The following is a 20580-nucleotide window of genomic DNA, read 5'->3' as shown; positions in this document are numbered from 1 at the left end:
AGTTTCATTCCTCTATTTCTTGAATTTGTTCAATATATTTTTTGATTTCACTATCTTTGGGATAAGTTTCTTGAACATACTGCTGTAGTTGTTCAAGAAATTCTTTCCGTACAACATAGTTTGAATAAAGATGTAACTTTTTTTCGTATTCTTCTAAAATTTTTTCGGTTCGTTTAATGTTATCATAAACCGCTTGGCGACTAACCTCATATTCTTCCGCAATTTCTCCTAAAGAAAAGTCATCAGCATAGTAAAGCTCCATATAATTCATCTGCTTTTCCGTTAATAATGTCGAATAAAATTCAAATAACGCATTCATGCGGTTTGTTTTTTCCATTTCCATGAGCCGTGCTCCCATCTTCAATCCCTTATAGGTTACCGATTTCATAGGGAATAGTCAATCTTTTTTTACTAAGTTTTTACCTTTTAAAAAGAAATGTCCGCAAGTTGCCATGTTTCTTCAGAATAAACGGTCATTCCTTGTTGAATAAAATAAGCAGTTGCGACTCCAACTCCAGCTTTTTTAATGCCAGAAAATTGTCCATCATAAATCAGCTGGCTGCCACAGCTGGGACTTTTTTCTTTCAAAATCAAGGTTGTAATTTGTAGGGCTTTTAATTTTTGATACGCGCGTTGTGCCCCTGCTTTAAATGTCTCAGTCACATCTTCCCCGTTATCCGTATATACATAAGCAGTATTCGCCCAAACATCAAAGCCATCCCCGCCAATGATTTCTGCTGGCGGACGTGGAATAGGCAACTCCCCTAAAACTTCGGGACAAATCATTATTGCTTTTCCATTAGTTACAAGTTGTTTTAACGCTTCTTGTTCTTGAGATTTTCCATCGTAACGGCAACAAATCCCACCTAAGCAACTACTAATACCAATCATTCGCTTCTCCTCATTTCATTTCTCTATTATACCATGAGTTGACTTTTCTCAAAAGTAGCATTCTCGCTTACTTTAAAGTACGTTCTTCCTCTAAAAATATGTTAAACTAACAATAGTGAAATATACACTTATTTTCAGAAATTTCTTGAAGGAGTTATGTAAATGAAAAAAGTTCTTGTCGTCGATGATGAACCATCGATTTTAACTTTGTTAACCTTTAATTTGGAAAAAGAAGGCTATCAGGTGACTACTTCCGAAGATGGTAAAAACGGCTTCGAATTAGCTTTGTCTAATCAATATGATTTTATAATTTTAGATGTAATGCTTCCTGGTATGGATGGCTTAGAAATTACCAAAGCACTTCGTCGAGAAAAAATTGACACGCCTATTTTGATTTTAACTGCCAAAGATGAACAAGTAGATAAAATCATCGGCTTAGAAATTGGGGCAGATGATTATTTAACAAAACCTTTTAGTCCCAGAGAAGTCCTAGCACGCATGAAAGCTATTTTCCGTCGTTTAAAACCTACCACGACCGAAACGCTTCAAGAGGACACACCTAAAGCTCCGCTTGTGATTGGCGAGATTCGTGTGGATGAACAAAATTATGAAGTCTTTGTGCGCAATCAGCCCATTGAGCTAACACCGAAAGAATTTGAATTACTCGTTTACTTCATGAAACGCAAAGATCGGGTCATTAATCGGGAAACCTTGTTGGAACGAATTTGGCAATATGACTTCGCTGGACAAAGTCGCATCGTCGATGTCCACATTAGTCATTTACGTGATAAAATCGAGCCCGATCCCAAACGGCCCGTTTACTTAGTAACTGTCCGTGGCTTTGGCTACCGTTTTCAGGAGCCAAAACGATGAAAAAGAGACTGCGGATTGAATATTTTTTAGTTGCGGCAGTCATGCTTTTATTATTTGTCGGGAGTATTGCAGCGACCAATTTTTTCTTTCAAAAAGAAATGGTTGCTCAGCAAGAAACCTATTTAAGAAGAAAAAATACCCTTTTAACAGACCAGTTGCCCCCTTCCGTTTTCGAAAAAGGGCAACTGACAAACCAACAACAACTCCTTGTCACCCATGCGTTAGATGATGCAGAAGAACGGGTAACTTTGTTGCAAAAAAATGGTACCGTCTTTTTTGACAGCAGCCAAAATGAACCGCTAGAGTCGCACAAAAAACGACCTGAAATCGCTGCGGTTCTATCAGGAGCTACCTATGGTTCAGCTTTACGAAAGAGTAAAACGTTAAATAAAGAACTTCTGTACGTTGCCACGCCTGTTTTAAAATCAGGAGAAATCGTTGGCATTATTCGGATTTCGGAACAAACCGCGCTATTTTCTAAAAATATTCAATCTTTTCGTCGCTATATTATCTTTACATTTGGCATCTTGTTCCTACTAATTACCTTGTTTATCTTTTTATTGTTACGGCAAAAAAATCAACCGCTAGTGACTGTCTTACCGATTCTGAAACGAATGCTTAAACATCCAGATGAAAATCGATCCATTATCCAGCAATCTTCTGAATGGAATGAACTTTACGAAACTATTAACCTACTGAGTCAACAAGTAAGTCAAACGTATAAAGCGTATACGTCTGCGGATGAGCAATTTCACGAACTTTTAGATGAGTTGATGATTGGTGTCTTTATCATTGATACGCAAGGACGGCTTCGTCTGTTGAACCCTAAAATGCAGGAAATGTTAGGACTCTCTGCTAAAAATATGCAAAGCAATTATCTCGAAGTGATTCAAGACGCCGATTTGATTCATTTAATCCATCAAGTCGTCGCTGAAAAAAACAGTTTACATCAAGAAATCACTGTGACACAAGGACCAACACCTTTACGATTAGATCTTTCTCTTCGTTACTTGGATGATCAAAGCGCCAATGATTATCAAGTGTTAGGAATTGCCTATGATTTAACGCGCGTTCGCCAACTAGAAAAAATGCAAAAAGATTTTGTATCAAACGTGTCTCATGAATTAAAAACGCCTGTCACTTCTCTTTTGGGCTTTACCGAGACACTCATAGACGGTGCCAAAGAAGATCCGGAAGTCCTTAATCAATTTTTGCACATCATGCAAAAAGATGCCCAGCGTCTGCAACAATTAATTCAAGAAATTTTAGAACTTTCTCGGGGCAGCGCGACAATTCCTTATGCAGAACAAGAAATTACTTTAGAAAAATTTATTACAGAAATTCTCGGTTCTTATCAGCAACAATTGGCAGCAAAACAGCTGAAAACAGTCGTTCATGGTCTGCCAGAGAGCCAGTTTTTCACCAAATACGAATTGTTTTATCCAATCGTGAAGAATCTAATTGAAAATGCCATTCAGTATTCCCAAGAAAATGGTCAGATTACTATTTCTTATGCTATAGAAAATCAGCAATTACGTTTATCTGTTCAAGATACTGGCATTGGCATTAGTCAAAAAGACCAAGAACGGATCTTTGAACGGTTCTATCGTGTCGATAAAGCACGTAGCCGTCATTCTGGTGGCACCGGTCTAGGTCTAGCTATTGTCCAAAATTACACAGAATTATTAGGCGGTAAAATCGCCATTGATAGTCACTTAGGCTTAGGGACCACTTTTACAATCACCTTGCCTTTAACAAAAAAAGAAGCCTAAAAAAACTCAGCCAATCCTGTTTATTGGCTGAGTTTTTTTGTTTATTTTTCAGTTACTTTTCCATTTACATCACGTTCTACTTGCATGTCTGTGATGGCTAAATAACCTAAGTCTTTGACAATTGTTTTTTGAACATCATCGGTGACCATATAGTCTAAGAAGGCTTTTACTTCTTTATTAGGCTCCCCTTTTGTATACATATGTTCATAAGACCAGATTTTCCATGAATTGTCTTTCACGTGTTCTTCTTTTGGTTCAACACCATCAATGCTTAAGGCAACAGTGGAATCATCCATATAAGAAAAAGCTAAATAGCTGATTGCTCCTGGTGTTTGTTCAACAATTTTACGAACTGTTCCCGAAGAATCTTGTTCTTGTGATTGAACTGGTTTAGCTCCATCTAAGCCCCATTTTTCAAATGTTGCTCGGGTGCCACTTCCGTTTGCGCGGTTTATTACGACGATTTCTTGATCTTTGCCGCCCACTTCTTTCCAGTTTTTGACTTTGCCAGTAAAGACATCAATCAATTGTTGCTTCGTTAAATTCTTCACGCCGACTTCTTTGTTGACCACTGGTCCCATACCGACCACGGCCACCCGATGATCGACTAATTTAGAGGCATCCACGCCATCTTTCTCTTCGGCAAACACATCGGAATTTCCAATGGTCACTGCGCCATCTGCAACTTGCGAAAGTCCTGTTCCGCTGCCGCCACCTTGGACAGAAACTGTATAATTAGGATGTTCTTGTGTAAATTGATCTTTCGCAGCATCTACTAACGGTTGTAAAGCGGTGGAACCAACAGCGACAATTTTAACTGGTTTGTTACTATCCGCTTCGCTGGATTTTTCAGTTGTGCCTCCTTGAGCTCCGCACCCAGTTAATAATAACCCTAGACTCAGCATAGTTGCTGCAATTACACGTTTTTTCATCTTTGCACTTCCTTTTCAATTAGTTACAAGTTTAGTCTACCAAGACTCTGTTAATTCTGTTTCAATTAAATGTAAATAAAAGGTAAAGGTGTGTAAAGAATCTATAAAGGCTAGTGCGTTACGCGTTGTGTCGCCATGTAATGTGCAATTCGTTCCATGGCCGTTGTTAATTTATCCATATCGGACGCATAACTAATTCGGACGTATCCTTCTGCTTCTGGGCCAAAAGAAATACCTGGAATCAACGCTACTGCTTCTTTTTGCGCTAAATCAATACAAAATTTCATAGAATCTTGTTCATAACCAGTAGGAATCTTAGCAAAAATATAAAAGGCCCCATTTGGACGCGCAACCTCAAACCCCAATTGAGTCATCTGTTCATAAACAAAATCGCGCCGTTTCCGATACTCTTCTTTCATAATTTCAGCATCATGCATTCCTTCGATTAGGGCACGAACAGCCGCTTTTTGAGACACAGTTGCAGCCGCAGTAACTAAATACTGATGAACTTTAATGATCTCCGCTGTTAAAATCGCTGGTGCAAAAATAAAGCCAATCCGCCAGCCTGTCATGGCATGTGATTTCGACAAACCGTTAATTAAAATCGTTTGGTCACGTAACATTTCAGCAATCGAAACATGACTCTCATCATAAGTTAACTCACTATAAATTTCATCACTAATCACAAAAATGTCGTATTTTTTTAGAACATCAGCAATTGCTTGCAACTCTTGGAGGTTATAGGTGACACCAGTTGGGTTGCTAGGATAATTTAAAATAATTGCTTTGACTTGTTCCCCATGCTCGGCCATTGCCGCTTCAATCATTTCAGGGGTCAAGACAAAATCGTTGTCTCGTGTATCCAAATATACCGGTTCCGCCCCCGCCAATGTAATAATTGGTTCATACCCTGGGTAAATAGGTGCTGGCAATAGCACTTTGTCACCTTGTTCTAAAATTGCTAATAACGAAGCTGAAATCGCTTCTGTTGCTCCAACTGTTACTAAAATTTCTGTCGCAGGCTGGTAAGTCAAATGGTACTTTTCTTTCATAAAATAAGCGGCTGCTTCACGGACATCTAATAAACCAGACATCCCTGTATAATGAGAAAAATTCGCATCAATTGCTTCTTTGGCTGCTTTTTTGACATGCTCAGGTGTGTTAAAATCCGGCTCTCCTAGCGTTAATTTTAAAATACCTTCAATTCCTGAGACTTGTTCGTCAAATTGACGAATTAAAGAAACAGCAATTTTATTTACTTGACGATTAAAACGATTGGTTAAATCCATTTAGCTTCACTCCTTCAGTTGACGTTATAGTAGCACAAATTGACCGTAAAATGAATGATTTTCTCATTGTTTCGCTAGATTTTTATTATAAATATCTCAAAAAAACGACAGAAAAGAAAATAGGAGAACTTTGTCCTTTTCAACAAAGTTCTCCTATTTATTTATTTTTCGAAACGCCATGTCCGAATTTCAAACGGACGTAATGGTGCATCAACTTCTATCGCTGGTGTCAACGGTTCTTCTAATACATTTGTTAAACAAGTCGCTGGTTGTGTCTCTTTGTGAAGTTCACAAGGAATATTTTGCGCTGTTAGATTAAAGCCACGAACGACTAAATGATTTGTTTGCTCTTGACGTTTAACGGCTGTCCAACCAATTGGTCCTTCTGCCGTTGTCAAGTAGACATGGTTCGGTGCTAGTTTACCTTCATGACGCGCAGTAGTAGCTGCAGTAAAAGGAATTTGTGCACTATAGGCTTGTTGATACGTAGCAAAGCGTTCTTCTGGTTTTCCATGCAATGACAAACCATATTTAAAGGTATATTCTCCTTGGCATTGTGCTTCTGGTGTCGCAAAATAGCCCCAATCACCTAGTTCGCCAACACAACGAATTAATGTGACCGCAATGGTTCCATCTGCTAAGACTTCATACTCATTTAAGCCTTCATTGAAGATAGTCACGCCTTTGTTTTGGTCATGAACATTCACAAACGCTTGTTGGTGCTGCGGGTTTGTTGGATTTTCCCATGTGTCGCTTACTTGATTTGGTCGTGTCACGACTTCATAAATACTATCCGCTTCGTGTGTTTCTGTGACCATGCCAGTTGGGAAAAGCACGCGTAAACGATGATCTTTGATTTGATTATTAATGGTTGTTTCAAAGAACAATTGGTTACTTTCTTTGATCATTGTAACCATTGTCGTTATTTCGAACGGGCGAAGCGTCGTTGAACGTTGTGCAAGGCGTTCTCTAAACTCACGAACAGCCTTTTGTTCTTCTTCTAATCGTTCATCTGCCGCAACTGGTAACATGACGGTTTGTTTAATTTGATAACTTGCTTTTACAGGGGAATTTTCTTTATTCGTGATTTCAGCCGTTACATTTTCGGTTGTAATTCCTTGGTCTTCGGTCGGTTTGAAAAAGATATATTCATTCCCAATGTCGCCAGTATCTTCAAATGTTAACAATTTTGAAAATGTTTCTCCTGTTTTTTTGTCAGCAATGGTTAAGCTACCATTGTTTTCAATTTTCACTTGAATAAATTCGTTTTCCATTTCATTTGTTGCTGGTTGAGCCAAAAGACTTCCTTCAAAAGCTTTCGTTTCTCCTTGAATCAATGCAAAGCTATCCCAAGAGAATGGCGCCATTTCTTTGACAGATAATTCGACCGTTAAGTATTTGGCCATGTACGGTTGACGGAAAGCATCTTTAGGTAAATCGTAACCAAAACGAACATCTTCTTTGACAATACGGCTTGCAACGGCTTTTCCAGTTGGATCAATCACTTGATAATCTGGGGTGGCTTTTTGTTTTAATTCATGATAAAGATCTTCAGGTTTTCCTGTATAAAATGGCAATCGTTCAATCTCCACTTCCACAGTGACAACCTCCGTTTTCTGATAGCCACTAGTATTAAATAAAACAAACGGGTGCGCTTTTTCTGGGAAAACACTTGTATCAATTGCTTCTGTTAATTGTCGTGTTGCTTCATCTGCTAAGAAATGCCCGACATCATTGGCATTTTCAAAGCGAGTCATCATGCCTCGGTGAACCTCGTCGACAGAACAGCCACAAATACTATCGTGCGGATGGTTTTGAAGCAATGTTTTCCAAGCATAATCAAATTGGTCATGTGGGTAGTCGCCAGTTACTTCGTAAGCCATTGCTGCTAAAGGTTCTGCGATATTTTCTAATTGGCGTTGGACTTTTGTGTTCCACTGTTTTAAATAGACGCGAGCAGAAGAAGTATTGGCTAATGTGTACCAGCCATCCGTTTCTTGACTCGTTAATTCACCTGTTACTGTTCCTAAATCTTCTGGTAACTCCTCTTGAACAGCTTTCAAATAGTCATCGAAATTGGAATGAATAAATTCATATTCTGGGAATAGTTCATTGGCTAAAGCGATGGCCTTAGTAATATCTCTTTGTACAGGTTGGTGGTCGACCCCATTCATCATCAATAAATGGTTTGTGGAAGCGTAACGTTCCACATCAGCCAATTTTTGTTTCCAAAAAGCGATTGCCGCTTCTTTTTCTGAAGGAATTTCGTTCCCATTACTATACCAGTTAGCAAAAAGCAAGCCGAAAATTTTCGTTTGATCAGGACCTTCCCACCACATTTCAGAATATTGTGAGCTATAGTCGCTTTCTAAGACTTGGTTATCAAAGCCAATCGGTTTCACCCCGCGTCCAAAGGCAGCCGCAGGCAGATTTGCTAATTGCATCATTTGAGGCGTTTGACCCATATTCCCAAATGTATCCGGGAAGTAACCTAATTGAACTGGTGCTCCCCATTTTTGACTTTCTAAATGCCCAATCAGCATGTTTCGAACATTGGATTCAGAGCTAATTAAAAAGTCATCTTGTAAAATATAAAATGGTCCGATTTTTAGTTTGCCTGCTTGGACAGCTTTTTTCACGGCTTCTTTTTTCTCTGGGCGAACTTGTAAATAGTCGTCTAAGATAATCGTTTGTCCATCTAAATGGAAACTGTTAAACTCTGGATCATTTTCAATTAAATCTAATACATTATCCACTAATTCAATTAAGCGCATATGATGTTCTTCATAAGGCAGATACCATTCACGATCCCAATGACTATGGGAAACAATATAGACTTTTTTCTTTGTCATTACTTTTCCTCCTATTTTTCCACTCGGATGTCAAAATAATCCATAACTAATTCACAAAACATCATATTAGCCCATGAAAACCATTCTCTTGTATAATTTTCAGGATTATCTACGTCAAAACCTTCATGCATCAAATGAGTCCCCGCATCTGTGGCAACTAATAAATCTAAAATTCGTTCTTTTTCTGCTTTATCTTTGGTTGTCATTCCTTCCATTGCTAAAGCAATCGGCCACACGTAATTTTCTGGTGTATGCGAGCTACCAATCCCTTTCGCGTATTTGCCTTCATAGAAGTAAGGATTTTCTTTACTTAATAAGGTTTGACGCGTTGTTAAATATTGTTCATCCTCTGTTGAACAATAACCCAGATAAGGGGCTGCTACTAAATTGGGAACATTACTGTCATCCATCACGCTTGCATTGCCTAAGCCATCCACTTCATACGCGTAAATCGTTTCGTTATTTTGATTTTTTGTTCGTCCAAATGTTTGGATGCCTTCTTCAATCTCTTCTTGTAATTTTTTAGCAATCGCCCCAATCGTAGCATCTTCTAAAACATCAGAGAAAATTTCTTGAATATAGCCTAAAATTACGACTGCAAACATATTAGAAGGAACTAAGTAACCATATTGGCAGGCATCATCACTAGGACGGAAGCCTGACCATGTCATCCCTGTTTTGCCAACTGGTGTTCCTTTCCCTGCTTCAACCAACGTATCTTCTTGACGCCACGTATCTCGTTCAAATAAATAAGGTGACTGTGCGTGATCTTGTTCTGTTGTAAAAACGTTGAGAATTTTTTTGACGCCTTCCACAAAATCTGAATTAAATTGTTCGGTCATCCCAGTATTTTTATAAAGTAAATAGGCTAATTGGACCGGGTAACATAATGAATCAATTTCATATTTCCGTTCCCAAATCCAGCCATTCATTTCTGTCTTATCAGTTTGATGGCCTGCATGATTATCTGTTTCATTAAACGCATTGGCATAAGGATCAATGCAAATATAACGAAACTGGCGTTTAACCAAACCAGCAATCATTTGAGCAAGGTCTTCGTCTTCTTTCGCAATCACTAAATAGGGACGAACTTGTGCTGTTGAGTCTCTCAACCACATTGCTGGAATATCGCCTGTTAATAAAAAGGTAGTACCATCTTCTTGACGTTTCACTGTTGTTAGTAAAGTATTGGCAAAGGCCGCCTGAAAGTTTTTTGCCCAATCTTGATGTGCTTCACCGCATTTTTCTGTAATTGTCTCCATAAATGTTGCTACGGATTTTGGAACTTCTGTATAAACCATTCTCGTCACCTCTTAAATTTGATATATCATTTAACAATTGAATTATAGCGTTTACATTTCACTTTGTCTAGTGATTTCGATCATTTTTTTCATTTTAAAACCAATTAATTTATGGTAAACTATAAATAAGATATATCTTATTGTGAGGTGAAATGAATGAAGCAACCATTATATCAACAAATTATTGATTATTTACAAAATGAAATTGATTCAGGGCGATTGCCTGTTGGAGCGCAAGTGCCTACCGAAAAAGAATTATCGGCTCAGTTTAACGTCAGTAGAATTACGTCCAAACGAGCGCTAACTGAGTTGGAAACGCAAGGCGTAATCCAACGTCACCAAGGAAAAGGAAGTTTTGTTCAAGCACCAAAGCATCCTCTTCATACCTCTTTAAATAAAGTTCTTTTTTTATTGCCTTTTGCAGACGATTTATCAGTAGGAAATTTCTATAGCGGTTTGGCCCCTACTATTCAAGCAGCTGGTTTAGAAGTCTTTATGACCTCGCCTAATTTTTTGAGAGAGAAAAATGCTGCGGACATTGTGAATGAGTTTGCCGGGCTTGTCTATTATGCTGCTACTAGTAATGACTATCTCGACTTACTGTTCGAGTTGGCTTTGATGAATTTTCCAGTCGTTGTCTTGGATAAAAAGATCCATGATTTACCTTTTGCAACCATTCAATCAGACAACTTTGCTGGTGGTAAAACAGCAACCGAACGCTTAATTGGCTTAGGACATACAAAAATTGGATATATCCTTTCAGGAAGTCCAGCCCTACAATCCGTTCGGCAACGTTATTTAGGTTATCTCCAAGCTTTAAAAGAAGCCAATCTGGCGTTTCATACAGCAATCACGGAAACCAATCTCTTAGATGAACACAACTTTAAACAGTATTTTGAGGCGCACCAACTCACAGCCGTGGTCTGCGATAATGACTTCAGCGCGTTACATTGTTTACGAAACTGTAAAAACCTAGGTATTCATGTGCCAGAAGAATTATCGATTATTGGTTTTGACGATATTCAAGCAGCAGCATTTGTCGAACCGCCATTAACAACCATGGCGCAAGACTTTAAAGAAATGGGAAAACTAGCTGGTGAAGTGTTATTACAAACGATGCAACAAGACCTTCAAATCATAGAAGACATTCAAGTGCCTGTCACATTAATTGAAAGAGAAACCATTTCTACTGTTTCAAAATGAGCCAAAAAAGAAGAGCGTGGGACAAAAATCACTTTGGATTTTTGCTCCACGCTCAAAAACTAATAAACGGCGGGAACAGAAGCAAATCCTTCGGAAATAAGCCGAAATTCTCCAAAAATTATAGAACAATTTTCGGAAATTCCTTCTTATTTCTCGGAGTTAAACACTTCTGTCCCGACCTCTTCTTTTTATTCCTTAGTGCTAAATGTTTTGGTATCTACCTCTTTTTTAAACAACGCTTTTAATTCTTTGATAAAGTAGCGACCAATTGGACTGATTTCCCGATTTTTGGGAAAGAGTAAACAAATACGATTTTCCAAAGCTGGCGCCAATGGCACTAACCGAATTTCTTTCTTCGTAAAACCCGTTACGACTCCTGAACCAGAAGCATAAGCATTGGTTTCTACCAACAAATTCATCAAGGTTCCACGATCCGTAGTATGAATGACCGATTCCTGTTCAGGAATTTCAACTAAATCTTCAGAAAAATAGGAAAAATTGCTTCCTTCTTGATTAAAGCGAACTTGTGGATAGGGAACTAATTCCTCTAAATGAATTTCTTTTTGCTTGGCTAAAGGATGATGATTTCCTAAAAAAATGTGTGTATTAAAAGTACTAATTACCTCGTAGGCTAGATTAGCTTGTTCTAAATACCGTTCAATACTGACACTATTTTGTTCATTTAAATAAATAATCCCCAGCTCACTGTGAAATCCTTTGACATCTTCAATTACTTTTAAGGTCGTGGTTTCAAAGACACGAAAATCTTTATATTGATCCCCATACTTTTTAAGAACTTTGGCAATTACCTCACCTAAAAAATCGTAATGTTGCGAAGAGATGGAGAATCGTTCGCTGGTCACTGTCTCGCGATAGCGATTTTCCAATAACTCCATTTGAACTAAAACTTTCTCTGCTTGTTCTAAAAAAACCATTCCTTCTTCTGTTAAAAAAGCGCCCTTATTGGTACGTAAAAAGAGGGAAATCCCTAGTTCTTCTTCTAATTCTCGAATACTATTTGACAAGCTAGGTTGTGTAATAAATAGTTTTTTGGCTGCTTCCCGAAAACTCCCATTGTTAGCTATGGCAGCAACATACTTCATTTGTTGAATATTCAACCCTTTTTCCTCCACACACTAATCATTTGAAAAATAAATCTTACGCCCATTCAACGGCTGAAGGGGCCGATTGTTAAAGGCCAACATACCTTCCTTAATCTTATTTAAAAAGGCTTGATCCATTTTTTGAATGGTATCAAATACAAACCATTTCACTGGACCCTTAGTTGGCGGTGTTGTTAACGAGCCTACATAATGGTAGTGTAGACGCTCCTCTGGTAAAAAGATTGACGGATTAAACCATTGTTGGTGCGTGCCGTTTTCCCAGTCCATCGGATGATTCGCTTCTGAAAAACGATTTTCTTCCTCTGTGATGGTAAACAGGCAACCGACAACTAAATTTTCGCCAGCATCGTTCATATGAACCAAATGGAATTCTAGCGGATACTGCTTTCCCGATAGCAAATGTTCGCTAGGCATATGAAAATGGATATCGGTTAAATGATACGCAACATTTTCAAACATTACGTAACTTTCCGTATTTGGTGGTACAAAATGAAACGTATTTTTGAATTCTTTTTCAGTGAATTCTTCTTTTTTATAATGAAACGTAATCTGAGAATTTACTGTCTCAGCACTTTCTTTTTCTAAAGCAATTGGCGATTGATAAGCAAACTTAGCACCTTCTGCAAACCAGTCACATAGCGTATGCCAATGTTCTGGTCCATCGTTGCCTGTATAGCTCCATTCAACGTCCATATTTTTTATTTTTTTCATACACTCTTCCTTCATTTCCACATAGTAATCAGGTAAAACTCATGTTAAAACTCTATCCTAACATCTTTTCTACGTCAAACAAAAGAACTTAGATCATTACGCTCCTCGGCAAATGACCTAAGTTCTCCTACCGTTAAATCTGGTTACTGAAAATGACACTAAAAATCAGACGACAAGAACCTTCTTTAGTTCAACGGTTATTTGCCCCAGTTTTCAGGATCTTTTTTCCATTCTTGTAATAAGGTAACATCTTTTTCTTCGATATAATTTGCTTCTAATGCAGCATCAATTAAAGTTGAATAATTGGTTAACGTTAGTAACGTCATCTGTTTATCTGCAAAATTTGCCGTTCCTTTGGGTAACTCATAAGTGAAGATTGCCGCAACGCCTAAAACCGTTGCTCCTTCACGTTCCGCCGCTTCTGCCGCTTCTAACACGCTACCGCCTGTTGAAATTAAATCCTCGATAACTACCATTTTTTGTCCTTCAGAAATTCGGCCTTCAATTTGATTCCCTTTGCCGTGATCTTTGGCTTTACTGCGGATATAAACCATTGGTAATCCTAAAATATCGGCTACCCATGCCGCATGTGGAATCCCTGCGGTAGCTGTCCCAGCAATCACTTCGACTTCTGGGAAAGTCTCTTTAATTTTTGCCGCTAAGCCTTCTGCAATTTCTTTACGCACAGCAGGATAACTCATCGTGATACGGTTATCACAATAAATCGGGCTTTTTATGCCACTTGCCCAGGTAAACGGCTCATTAGGGTTTAAAAATACCGCTTCAATATCTAATAAATCTTTGGCAATCTTTTTTGCTACTTTTGTCATGTTACTTTTCGCTCCAGTCTTTTTTGATTTCTTGATAGGCTTCATAAGGATTTTCTGCTTGGGTAATAGGTCGGCCAACAACGATATATGTGGACCCAATTTCGCGAGCATGTTGCGGCGTAACGACCCGTTGTTGGTCACCTACTGCACTTCCTGCTGGACGAATACCAGGTGTTAAGCAAATAAACGTCTGCTTGGTTGCTTCTTGAATACCACGTGCTTCTAATGCTGAACAAACCACACCATCCAGACCCGCTTTTTCCGCACATTTAGCATAATGAATGACACTTGTCTCTAAAGGAACGTTGATTAATTGATCATGGTGCATCTCTTCTTCACTAGTAGAAGTCAACTGGGTTACAGCAATTAACTCAGGAACCTTAGCGCCTGGCTGAGTCCCTTTGATTAGACCTTCCTTAGCTGCTTGCATCATTCGAACGCCCCCTGCTGCATGGACATTAGTAATGGCAACGCCTAATTTTGCTAAATTTGTCATCGCTTTTTCCACAGTATTCGGAATATCATGTAATTTTAAATCCAAGAAAACATCGTGTCCTTGTTCTTTAAGCCAGCGAACAATCGCTGGTCCTTCTGCGTAAAAAAGTTCCATCCCCACTTTAACAAACAAGGCTTCTTCCTTAGGAAATTTTTCTAAAAAAACAGCCACTTCTTTTTGCGTGGGAAAATCTAACGCAATAATTGGTCTATCGTGCATTTTGCTGCCCCTCTCTCACTTCTTTAATTAATTGTTCCAACGATTCAATACCTAACTCTTCCATTCGCTTAGGTAATCCGTCAATCAACTTCGGACAAATATATGGATCTGTAAAGTTGGCCGTACCAACACCGACAGCGCTAGCACCTGCCATGAACATTTCCAAGACATCATCCACTGTTTGAACACCGCCCATTCCAATAATTGGCAACTGAGAAACACTGGCGACTTGTCGGATTAAGCGAATAGCAACAGGTTTAATGGCTGGGCCAGATAGTCCGCCAGTTTGATTGGCTAAAATAGGTTTTCTCGTTTTTAAATCAATGCGCATCCCTAGCAATGTATTAATCATAGAAAAACCGTCTGCGCCCCCTGCTTCAATTGCTTGGGCGATCGGCACAATGTCCGTTACGTTTGGTGATAGTTTAACATAAATCGGAACAGAGGCGACTTTTTTGACTGCTTGTGTTAATTGAAAAGCAACCTCTGGATCTGTACCAAAAGCTATGCCGCCATGTTTCACATTGGGACAGGAAATATTCAGTTCAATTGCTTTGACGTTAGGCGCTTGCCCAATTTTTGCGCAAACAGCCACATAGTCCTCTTCGCAAGCACCTGCAACATTTGCGATAATCGGTAAGTTAGGGTATTTTTCTAATTTCGGTAATTTTTCTTGCATAACCACTTCTAAACCTGGATTCTGCAATCCAATGGCATTTAGCATACCACTAGGTGTTTCAGCTACACGTGGCGTGGGATTTCCATATCGTGCTTGGGGCGTTGTTGCCTTAATCATAATTGAACCTAATTGATCAAGGTCATAATAGTTAGCATATTCTTCCCCGAACCCAAAGCAACCACTGGCGGGAATAATTGGATTTTTTAATGTTAAACCTGGAATTGAAACGGCTAAAGGATTTTTCATCATAAGATAACCTCACTTGCTTTAAAAATCGGACCTTCATCACAGACCTTGACACTTTTTGCTCCAGTAGTGTCTCCTTTTTTATGGCAAACGCAGGCATAGCAAGCCCCAATTCCACAGGCCATCCGTTCTTCTAAAGAAAGGTAAACGTGTGGATGTGTTGGAAATAAAGAATCAATTGCTTTTAACATACCATTCGCACCACAAGCATACACTGCATCAGGGATCCGTCCTTTTGCTAACGCTTCTGACAATAAACGGCCCACGTTGCCATGAGCGCCAAACGAGCCGTCATCTGTGGCAAAATGTGTTTCTCCTAATGCCATAAATTCTTGTTGGTAATAAGCAACCTCTTTTGATGCATAACCAAGAAAATGAATCACTTTCACGCCTTTTTCATTGAGTTGTTTTGATAATTCATACAATGGGGGAATCCCGATTCCTCCGCCAACGATAAAAGCAGTTTGACCAGCTGCTACGGTAGTTATATCAAAGCCGTTTCCTAAAGGACCTAAAATATCTAATTGTTCACCAGCCTTCATGGTGGCAAACACTTCCGTTCCAGCGCCTTCGACTCGATAAATCAAACGACAGGTTTCGTTCGAATGATCAATTTGGTTGATGCTAATCGGTCGCCGCAAAAGTAAATCTGCACGCGGAACCTTGATATGCACAAACTGTCCAGGTCGTGTCATCTCTTTCACTAACTCGCCTTGTAAGTCTAACTGATAAATCCGTGGCGCTAACTGTTTTTGAGCTACAATGGTCATCATTTCTTGCTTTCTCTGCATCAGTATCCTTCACTCCTTTATTCTCTGATTCCCCTATAAATGATTTTCTATTTCTTCGTAAAAGAATCTGGAACAGTCCTCCTCAGACGATTGTTCCAGATTTTTGCTTAAATGGTTTCTGTCGTAAAGGCTCTTGATTCTAAAACTTTTAAAATCGCATTTGCTGTGTCAAGTGAGGTAAACAATGGAATCCCATGTTCGACTGCTTCCCGACGGATTGAAAATCCATCTTGGTTGGCACTGGAACGATTTTTATCCATGGTATTGATTACCACTTGCGCATTCCCATTGCGAATGACATCCAGCACGGTTTCCCCTTCAGGATTAGAAATTTTCGTCACTTTCTTAACAGGCAACTGATGCTTCGCTAAAAAGTCAGCGGTTCCTTCCGTTGCGACTAAACTATAGCCAATTGCTGAAAAACGCTTAGCAATTTCTAACGCCTCTTCTTTTGTTTCATCAGCAATGGTGAAAAGTACAGCCCCATAACTTGGCAAATGCAAGCCAGATGCTTCAAAGGCTTTATACAAGGCTTTTTCTAAATAATAATCACTACCCATAACTTCCCCAGTTGATTTCATTTCAGGCCCTAAGTACGTATCTACTTTTTGTAGTTTCGTAAAGGAGAATACAGGGGCTTTCACATGAACTTGTTTACTTTCAGGATATAATCCATCTTGATATCCTAGGTCAGTCAGTTTCTCACCAAGAATCGCTTTTGTAGCAACTTGGGCCATCGGAATCCCTGTGATTTTACTTAAGAAAGGAACTGTTCGACTCGCACGAGGATTCACTTCAATCACATAAACACGATTTTCATGAATAACAAATTGAATATTCATCATACCTACACAGTTTAAACCAAGTGCCAGTTTTTTTGTATAATCGGCAATTGTTGCTTGAATTTCTTGAGAAAGATACTGCGGTGGATAAACCGCCATTGAATCACCAGAATGCACGCCAGCTCGTTCAATATGTTCCATAATCCCTGGAATTAGTACTGTTTCACCATCACAAATGGCATCAACTTCACATTCTTGTCCCAATAAATAGCTATCAACCAAGACAGGATGTTCTGGAGAAGCTTTGACTGCATGTCGCATATAATCTTCCAAATCCTTTTGATTTTCGACAATTTCCATTGCACGACCACCTAAAACATAACTTGGACGAACTAAAACGGGATAGCCGATACGATCAGCAATCACGACTGCTTCTTCTGCACTTGTGGCCGTATCTCCTGGTGGTTGAGGAATCGCTAACTCTTGCAAAGCTTGTTCAAATAAATCACGATTTTCCGCACGATCTAAATCTTCAATCGTTGTTCCAAGAATTTTAACGCCTTGTTTTGTGAGCGGCTCAGCTAAATTAATCGCTGTTTGTCCACCAAATTGGACGATCACGCCAATCGGATTTTCTAAATCAATCACATTCATGACGTCTTCTAAAGTTAATGGCTCAAAGTATAATTTATCAGAAACAGAGAAATCTGTTGAAACTGTTTCAGGATTACTATTCATAATAATTGCTTCATAACCAGCCGCTTGGATCGCTTTGACAGAATGAACCGTTGCATAATCAAACTCGACCCCTTGACCAATGCGAATGGGACCAGAACCTAATACTAGTACAGAAGGCTTTTTCGAAACATTGCTTTCGTTTTCCACTTCATACGTGCTATAAAAATAAGGCGTGTGTGATTCAAACTCTGCAGCACACGTATCCACCATTTTATAGACGGGCACAATTTGATTGGCTCTGCGGAAGTCAGCGATGGCTTGTTCTGTTTGTCCCCAAAGTGCTGCGATTTTCCGATCAGAAAAACCATTTTGTTTGGCTTCTTTCAAAACAGCTACGTTGTCCACGTGACTTTCAAGGGCTGTTTCAATTTCGATAATGTGTAAAAGTTTATCCAAGAAGAATAAATCAATTTTCGTTAAACTTTGTAATTCTTCGATGCTATATCCTCTGCGAATGGCTTCTGATAAGTAGAACAATCGATCATCTTGCGCATGGACCATTTTCTTCGTTAATTCCAAATCACTGACATGACTTAGTTCTGCTAACTCGTTGTGATAAGCACCAATTTCTAAAGAACGAACTGCTTTTAATAAGGATTCTTCAATATTGCGGCCAATTGCCATGACTTCCCCGGTTGCTTTCATTTGCGTTCCTAGTTCTCGAGCACCTTTTTCAAATTTGTCAAAAGGCCATCGAGGAATTTTGGAAACAACATAGTCCAAAGCTGGTTCAAATTCGGCATAAGTGGTTCCAGTAACTGGATTTTTCATTTCATCTAATGTTAAACCAACAGCAATTTTTGCAGCTAACTTCGCAATGGGATACCCTGTGGCTTTACTAGCAAGTGCAGATGAGCGAGAAACACGAGGATTCACTTCAATCACATAATAATTAAAGCTATGCGGGTCCAAAGCTAATTGAACATTACAGCCACCTTCAATTTTTAATGCACGAATAATTTTCAAAGACGCATCTCGCAACATTTGGTATTCATAATCTGATAAGGTTTGACTCGGAGCAAAAACAATCGAATCCCCAGTGTGAATGCCGACAGGATCAAAGTTTTCCATGTTACAAACCACAATCGCATTATCAGCCGAATCACGCATCACTTCATATTCAATTTCTTTAAAACCAGCAATACTTTTTTCAATTAAACATTGTGTAACTGGTGATAATTTCAGACCGTTTTCAGCAATTTGGCGGAGTTCTTCTTCCGTATCACACATGCCGCCGCCTGTTCCACCTAAAGTAAATGCGGGACGAACGATAATTGGATAGCCAATTCGTTTGGCAAAAGCCACGGCTTGTTCCACCGTATTGACAATTTCACTTTCTGGAATCGGTTGTTCTAATTCTTCCATCAATTGTTTAAATAAATCACGGTCTTCCGCTTGGTCAATCGCACTGAGCTTTGTTCCTAGCAATTCTACATTTAGCTCATCTAAAATTCCTGATTCCGATAATTCCATCGCCATATTTAATCCAGTTTGACCACCTAATGTTGGTAGAAGAGCATCAGGACGTTCTTTTCGCAAAATTCTTGAAACAAATTCTAAAGTAATCGGTTCGATATAAACATGATCCGCGATTTCCTTATCGGTCATGATAGTCGCTGGATTTGAGTTTACTAAGACAACTTCATACCCTTCTTCTTTTAGCGCTAAACAGGCTTGTGTGCCTGCATAGTCAAATTCTGCTGCTTGTCCAATAATGATTGGTCCTGAACCAATCACCATGATTTTCTTGATGTCCGTTCGTTTTGGCATTAGTTTTGCTCCTTCCATGCATCCATTAATTCCATAAATTCGTCAAATAAATGAAGACCATCGTGCGGTCCTGGAGCCGCATCTGGGTGATATTGCACAGTAAAAGCTGGATAATCCCGATGACGCACGCCTTCAACCGTTCCATCATTGACTTCCACGTGGGTCACAAGTAATTTTTCTGGATCAATTGTTGCTTCGTCCACGGCATATCCGTGGTTTTGTGAAGTGAAATCAATGCGTCCTGTTGCAATTTCTCGTACAGGATGATTCAAACCGCGATGTCCAAACTTCATCTTATACGTATCCGCACCATTTGCTAATGAAAATAACTGATGACCTAAGCAGATGCCGAAAATTGGAACTTTTCCTTGGATTGCTTGAATCATTTCAATAGCTTCAGGCACATCTTTGGGATCTCCAGGCCCATTTGTCAACATGACACCATCGGGACTTAATTCTAAAATCTCTTCGGCCGTTGTATTATAAGGCAACACGGTTAAGTTGCATTGCCGTTTTGATAATTCTCGCAAAATACTATGTTTCAACCCAAAATCAACGACGACCACATTACGCCCAACACCCGGACTCGGATAAGGCTTAGTGGTGGAGACTTGTGCCACTTGATTTTTCGGCATGACTGTCGCTTTTAATTGATCAAACGCATGCGGCAAATCATCCACGGCATCAATGATGCTCCCTTTCATTGTTCCAGCTGATCGTAACTTACGAGTCAGCGCACGCGTATCAATTCCTGAAATTCCCGGAATCCCTTTGCGCTTTAAAAATTCATCCAAGGTCATTTGTTGACGCCAATTTGAAGCAACCCGCGCATGCTCTTTAACAATGACACCTTTACAGGTTGGTGCAATGGATTCATAATCATCTCGGTTGACCCCGTAATTTCCAACTAATGGATACGTAAAAGTAATCATTTGTCCATTAAAACTTTGGTCAGTAATTGCTTCTTGGTAACCTGTCATGCCAGTAGTAAAAACAACTTCTCCTACTACATTGCCTTCTGCACCAAACGCTTTTCCTTCAAATACTGTTCCGTCTTCTAAAATCAATAACCTTTTCAAAC

Annotated in this window: 17 protein-coding genes; 3 read left to right on the top strand and 14 right to left on the bottom strand. The window is 39.2% G+C overall.

All coding sequences use genetic code 11. From position 1 onward, the window contains the following. Positions 1–4: 4 nt before the first annotated feature. Both HMPREF2810_RS06275 and HMPREF2810_RS06270 read right to left on the bottom strand, forming a co-directional pair. Positions 5–343, bottom strand: coding sequence for a putative DNA-binding protein (locus HMPREF2810_RS06275; RefSeq protein WP_002369323.1), 339 nt, complete (start codon positions 341–343; stop codon positions 5–7). Positions 344–426: 83 nt separating this feature from the next. Further along, complete coding sequence (locus tag HMPREF2810_RS06270) at positions 427–891, bottom strand: 2-thiouracil desulfurase family protein (RefSeq protein ID WP_002369322.1); 465 nt, start codon at positions 889–891, stop codon at positions 427–429. A 162-nt stretch (positions 892–1053) separates the two neighbouring features. Here HMPREF2810_RS06270 and HMPREF2810_RS06265 point away from each other — a divergent pair, with 162 nt between their 5' ends. Together HMPREF2810_RS06265 and pnpS are read left to right on the top strand one after the other, a co-directional pair. Continuing rightward, positions 1054–1764 carry a response regulator transcription factor gene (locus HMPREF2810_RS06265; RefSeq protein ID WP_002357427.1) on the top strand — a complete coding sequence of 237 codons (711 nt, stop codon included), beginning with the start codon at positions 1054–1056 and terminating at the stop codon, positions 1762–1764. Next, on the top strand, positions 1761–3536 hold the full coding sequence (pnpS, locus tag HMPREF2810_RS06260) for a two-component system histidine kinase PnpS (protein ID WP_002390658.1): 1776 nt from the start codon (positions 1761–1763) through the stop codon (positions 3534–3536). The genes HMPREF2810_RS06265 and pnpS overlap by 4 nt, the downstream gene beginning before the upstream one ends. 41 nt (positions 3537–3577) lie before the next feature. On the opposite strand, the gene HMPREF2810_RS06255 is transcribed toward pnpS, so the two are convergent. The 4 genes from HMPREF2810_RS06255 to HMPREF2810_RS06240 form a co-directional block, all read right to left on the bottom strand. Continuing rightward, the gene (locus HMPREF2810_RS06255) at positions 3578–4468 is read right to left on the bottom strand and encodes a phosphate ABC transporter substrate-binding protein PstS family protein (protein WP_002357425.1); all 891 of its coding nucleotides are present in this window, start codon (positions 4466–4468) and stop codon (positions 3578–3580) included. A 110-nt stretch (positions 4469–4578) separates the two neighbouring features. Beyond that, positions 4579–5757, bottom strand: coding sequence for a pyridoxal phosphate-dependent aminotransferase (locus HMPREF2810_RS06250; RefSeq protein ID WP_048942127.1), 1179 nt, complete (start codon positions 5755–5757; stop codon positions 4579–4581). A 161-nt stretch (positions 5758–5918) separates the two neighbouring features. Next, on the bottom strand, positions 5919–8609 hold the full coding sequence (locus HMPREF2810_RS06245) for an alpha-mannosidase (protein WP_002369316.1): 2691 nt from the start codon (positions 8607–8609) through the stop codon (positions 5919–5921). Between the two features lie 11 nt (positions 8610–8620). Next, a complete protein-coding gene (locus HMPREF2810_RS06240) occupies positions 8621–9910 on the bottom strand; it encodes a glycoside hydrolase family 125 protein (protein WP_002369315.1) in 1290 nt (429 codons plus the stop codon). 156 nt (positions 9911–10066) lie between these two features. Between HMPREF2810_RS06240 and HMPREF2810_RS06235 the strand changes: the two genes are divergently transcribed. Next, positions 10067–11113 (top strand): GntR family transcriptional regulator, encoded by a 1047-nt coding sequence (locus HMPREF2810_RS06235; protein ID WP_002374726.1) that lies wholly within the window; start codon positions 10067–10069, stop codon positions 11111–11113. Positions 11114–11301: 188 nt separating this feature from the next. Here the strand turns inward: HMPREF2810_RS06235 and HMPREF2810_RS06230 are convergent, their stop codons facing one another. From HMPREF2810_RS06230 to HMPREF2810_RS06195, 8 genes are all read right to left on the bottom strand, one after another. Beyond that, the gene (locus tag HMPREF2810_RS06230) at positions 11302–12231 is read right to left on the bottom strand and encodes a LysR family transcriptional regulator (RefSeq protein WP_002361904.1); all 930 of its coding nucleotides are present in this window, start codon (positions 12229–12231) and stop codon (positions 11302–11304) included. 18 nt (positions 12232–12249) lie between these two features. Further along, on the bottom strand, positions 12250–12963 hold the full coding sequence (locus HMPREF2810_RS06225; RefSeq protein WP_002382382.1) for a carbonic anhydrase: 714 nt from the start codon (positions 12961–12963) through the stop codon (positions 12250–12252). Positions 12964–13145: 182 nt separating this feature from the next. Further along, the gene (pyrE, locus tag HMPREF2810_RS06220) at positions 13146–13778 is read right to left on the bottom strand and encodes an orotate phosphoribosyltransferase (protein WP_002357418.1); all 633 of its coding nucleotides are present in this window, start codon (positions 13776–13778) and stop codon (positions 13146–13148) included. Between the two features lies 1 nt (position 13779). Then, on the bottom strand, positions 13780–14493 hold the full coding sequence (gene pyrF, locus HMPREF2810_RS06215) for an orotidine-5'-phosphate decarboxylase (protein ID WP_002369313.1): 714 nt from the start codon (positions 14491–14493) through the stop codon (positions 13780–13782). Then, a complete protein-coding gene (locus tag HMPREF2810_RS06210; RefSeq protein ID WP_002369312.1) occupies positions 14483–15421 on the bottom strand; it encodes a dihydroorotate dehydrogenase in 939 nt (312 codons plus the stop codon). The genes pyrF and HMPREF2810_RS06210 overlap by 11 nt, the downstream gene beginning before the upstream one ends. Beyond that, on the bottom strand, positions 15418–16209 hold the full coding sequence (locus HMPREF2810_RS06205) for a dihydroorotate dehydrogenase electron transfer subunit (RefSeq protein ID WP_002365731.1): 792 nt from the start codon (positions 16207–16209) through the stop codon (positions 15418–15420). Before HMPREF2810_RS06205 ends, HMPREF2810_RS06210 begins: the two co-directional genes overlap by 4 nt. A gap of 107 nt (positions 16210–16316) precedes the next feature. Beyond that, positions 16317–19499, bottom strand: coding sequence for a carbamoyl-phosphate synthase large subunit (gene carB / locus HMPREF2810_RS06200; RefSeq protein WP_002369310.1), 3183 nt, complete (start codon positions 19497–19499; stop codon positions 16317–16319). Further along, a complete protein-coding gene (locus HMPREF2810_RS06195) occupies positions 19499–20578 on the bottom strand; it encodes a carbamoyl phosphate synthase small subunit (protein WP_025188428.1) in 1080 nt (359 codons plus the stop codon). Before HMPREF2810_RS06195 ends, carB begins: the two co-directional genes overlap by 1 nt. Positions 20579–20580 lie beyond the last annotated feature (2 nt).

The organism is Enterococcus sp. HMSC078F03, assembly GCF_001811595.1.
Classification (GTDB): Bacteria; Bacillota; Bacilli; order Lactobacillales; family Enterococcaceae; genus Enterococcus; species Enterococcus faecalis.
Note: the sequence above shows the minus strand (reverse complement) of the source record. Positions and strands in the feature narration are given on the sequence as shown.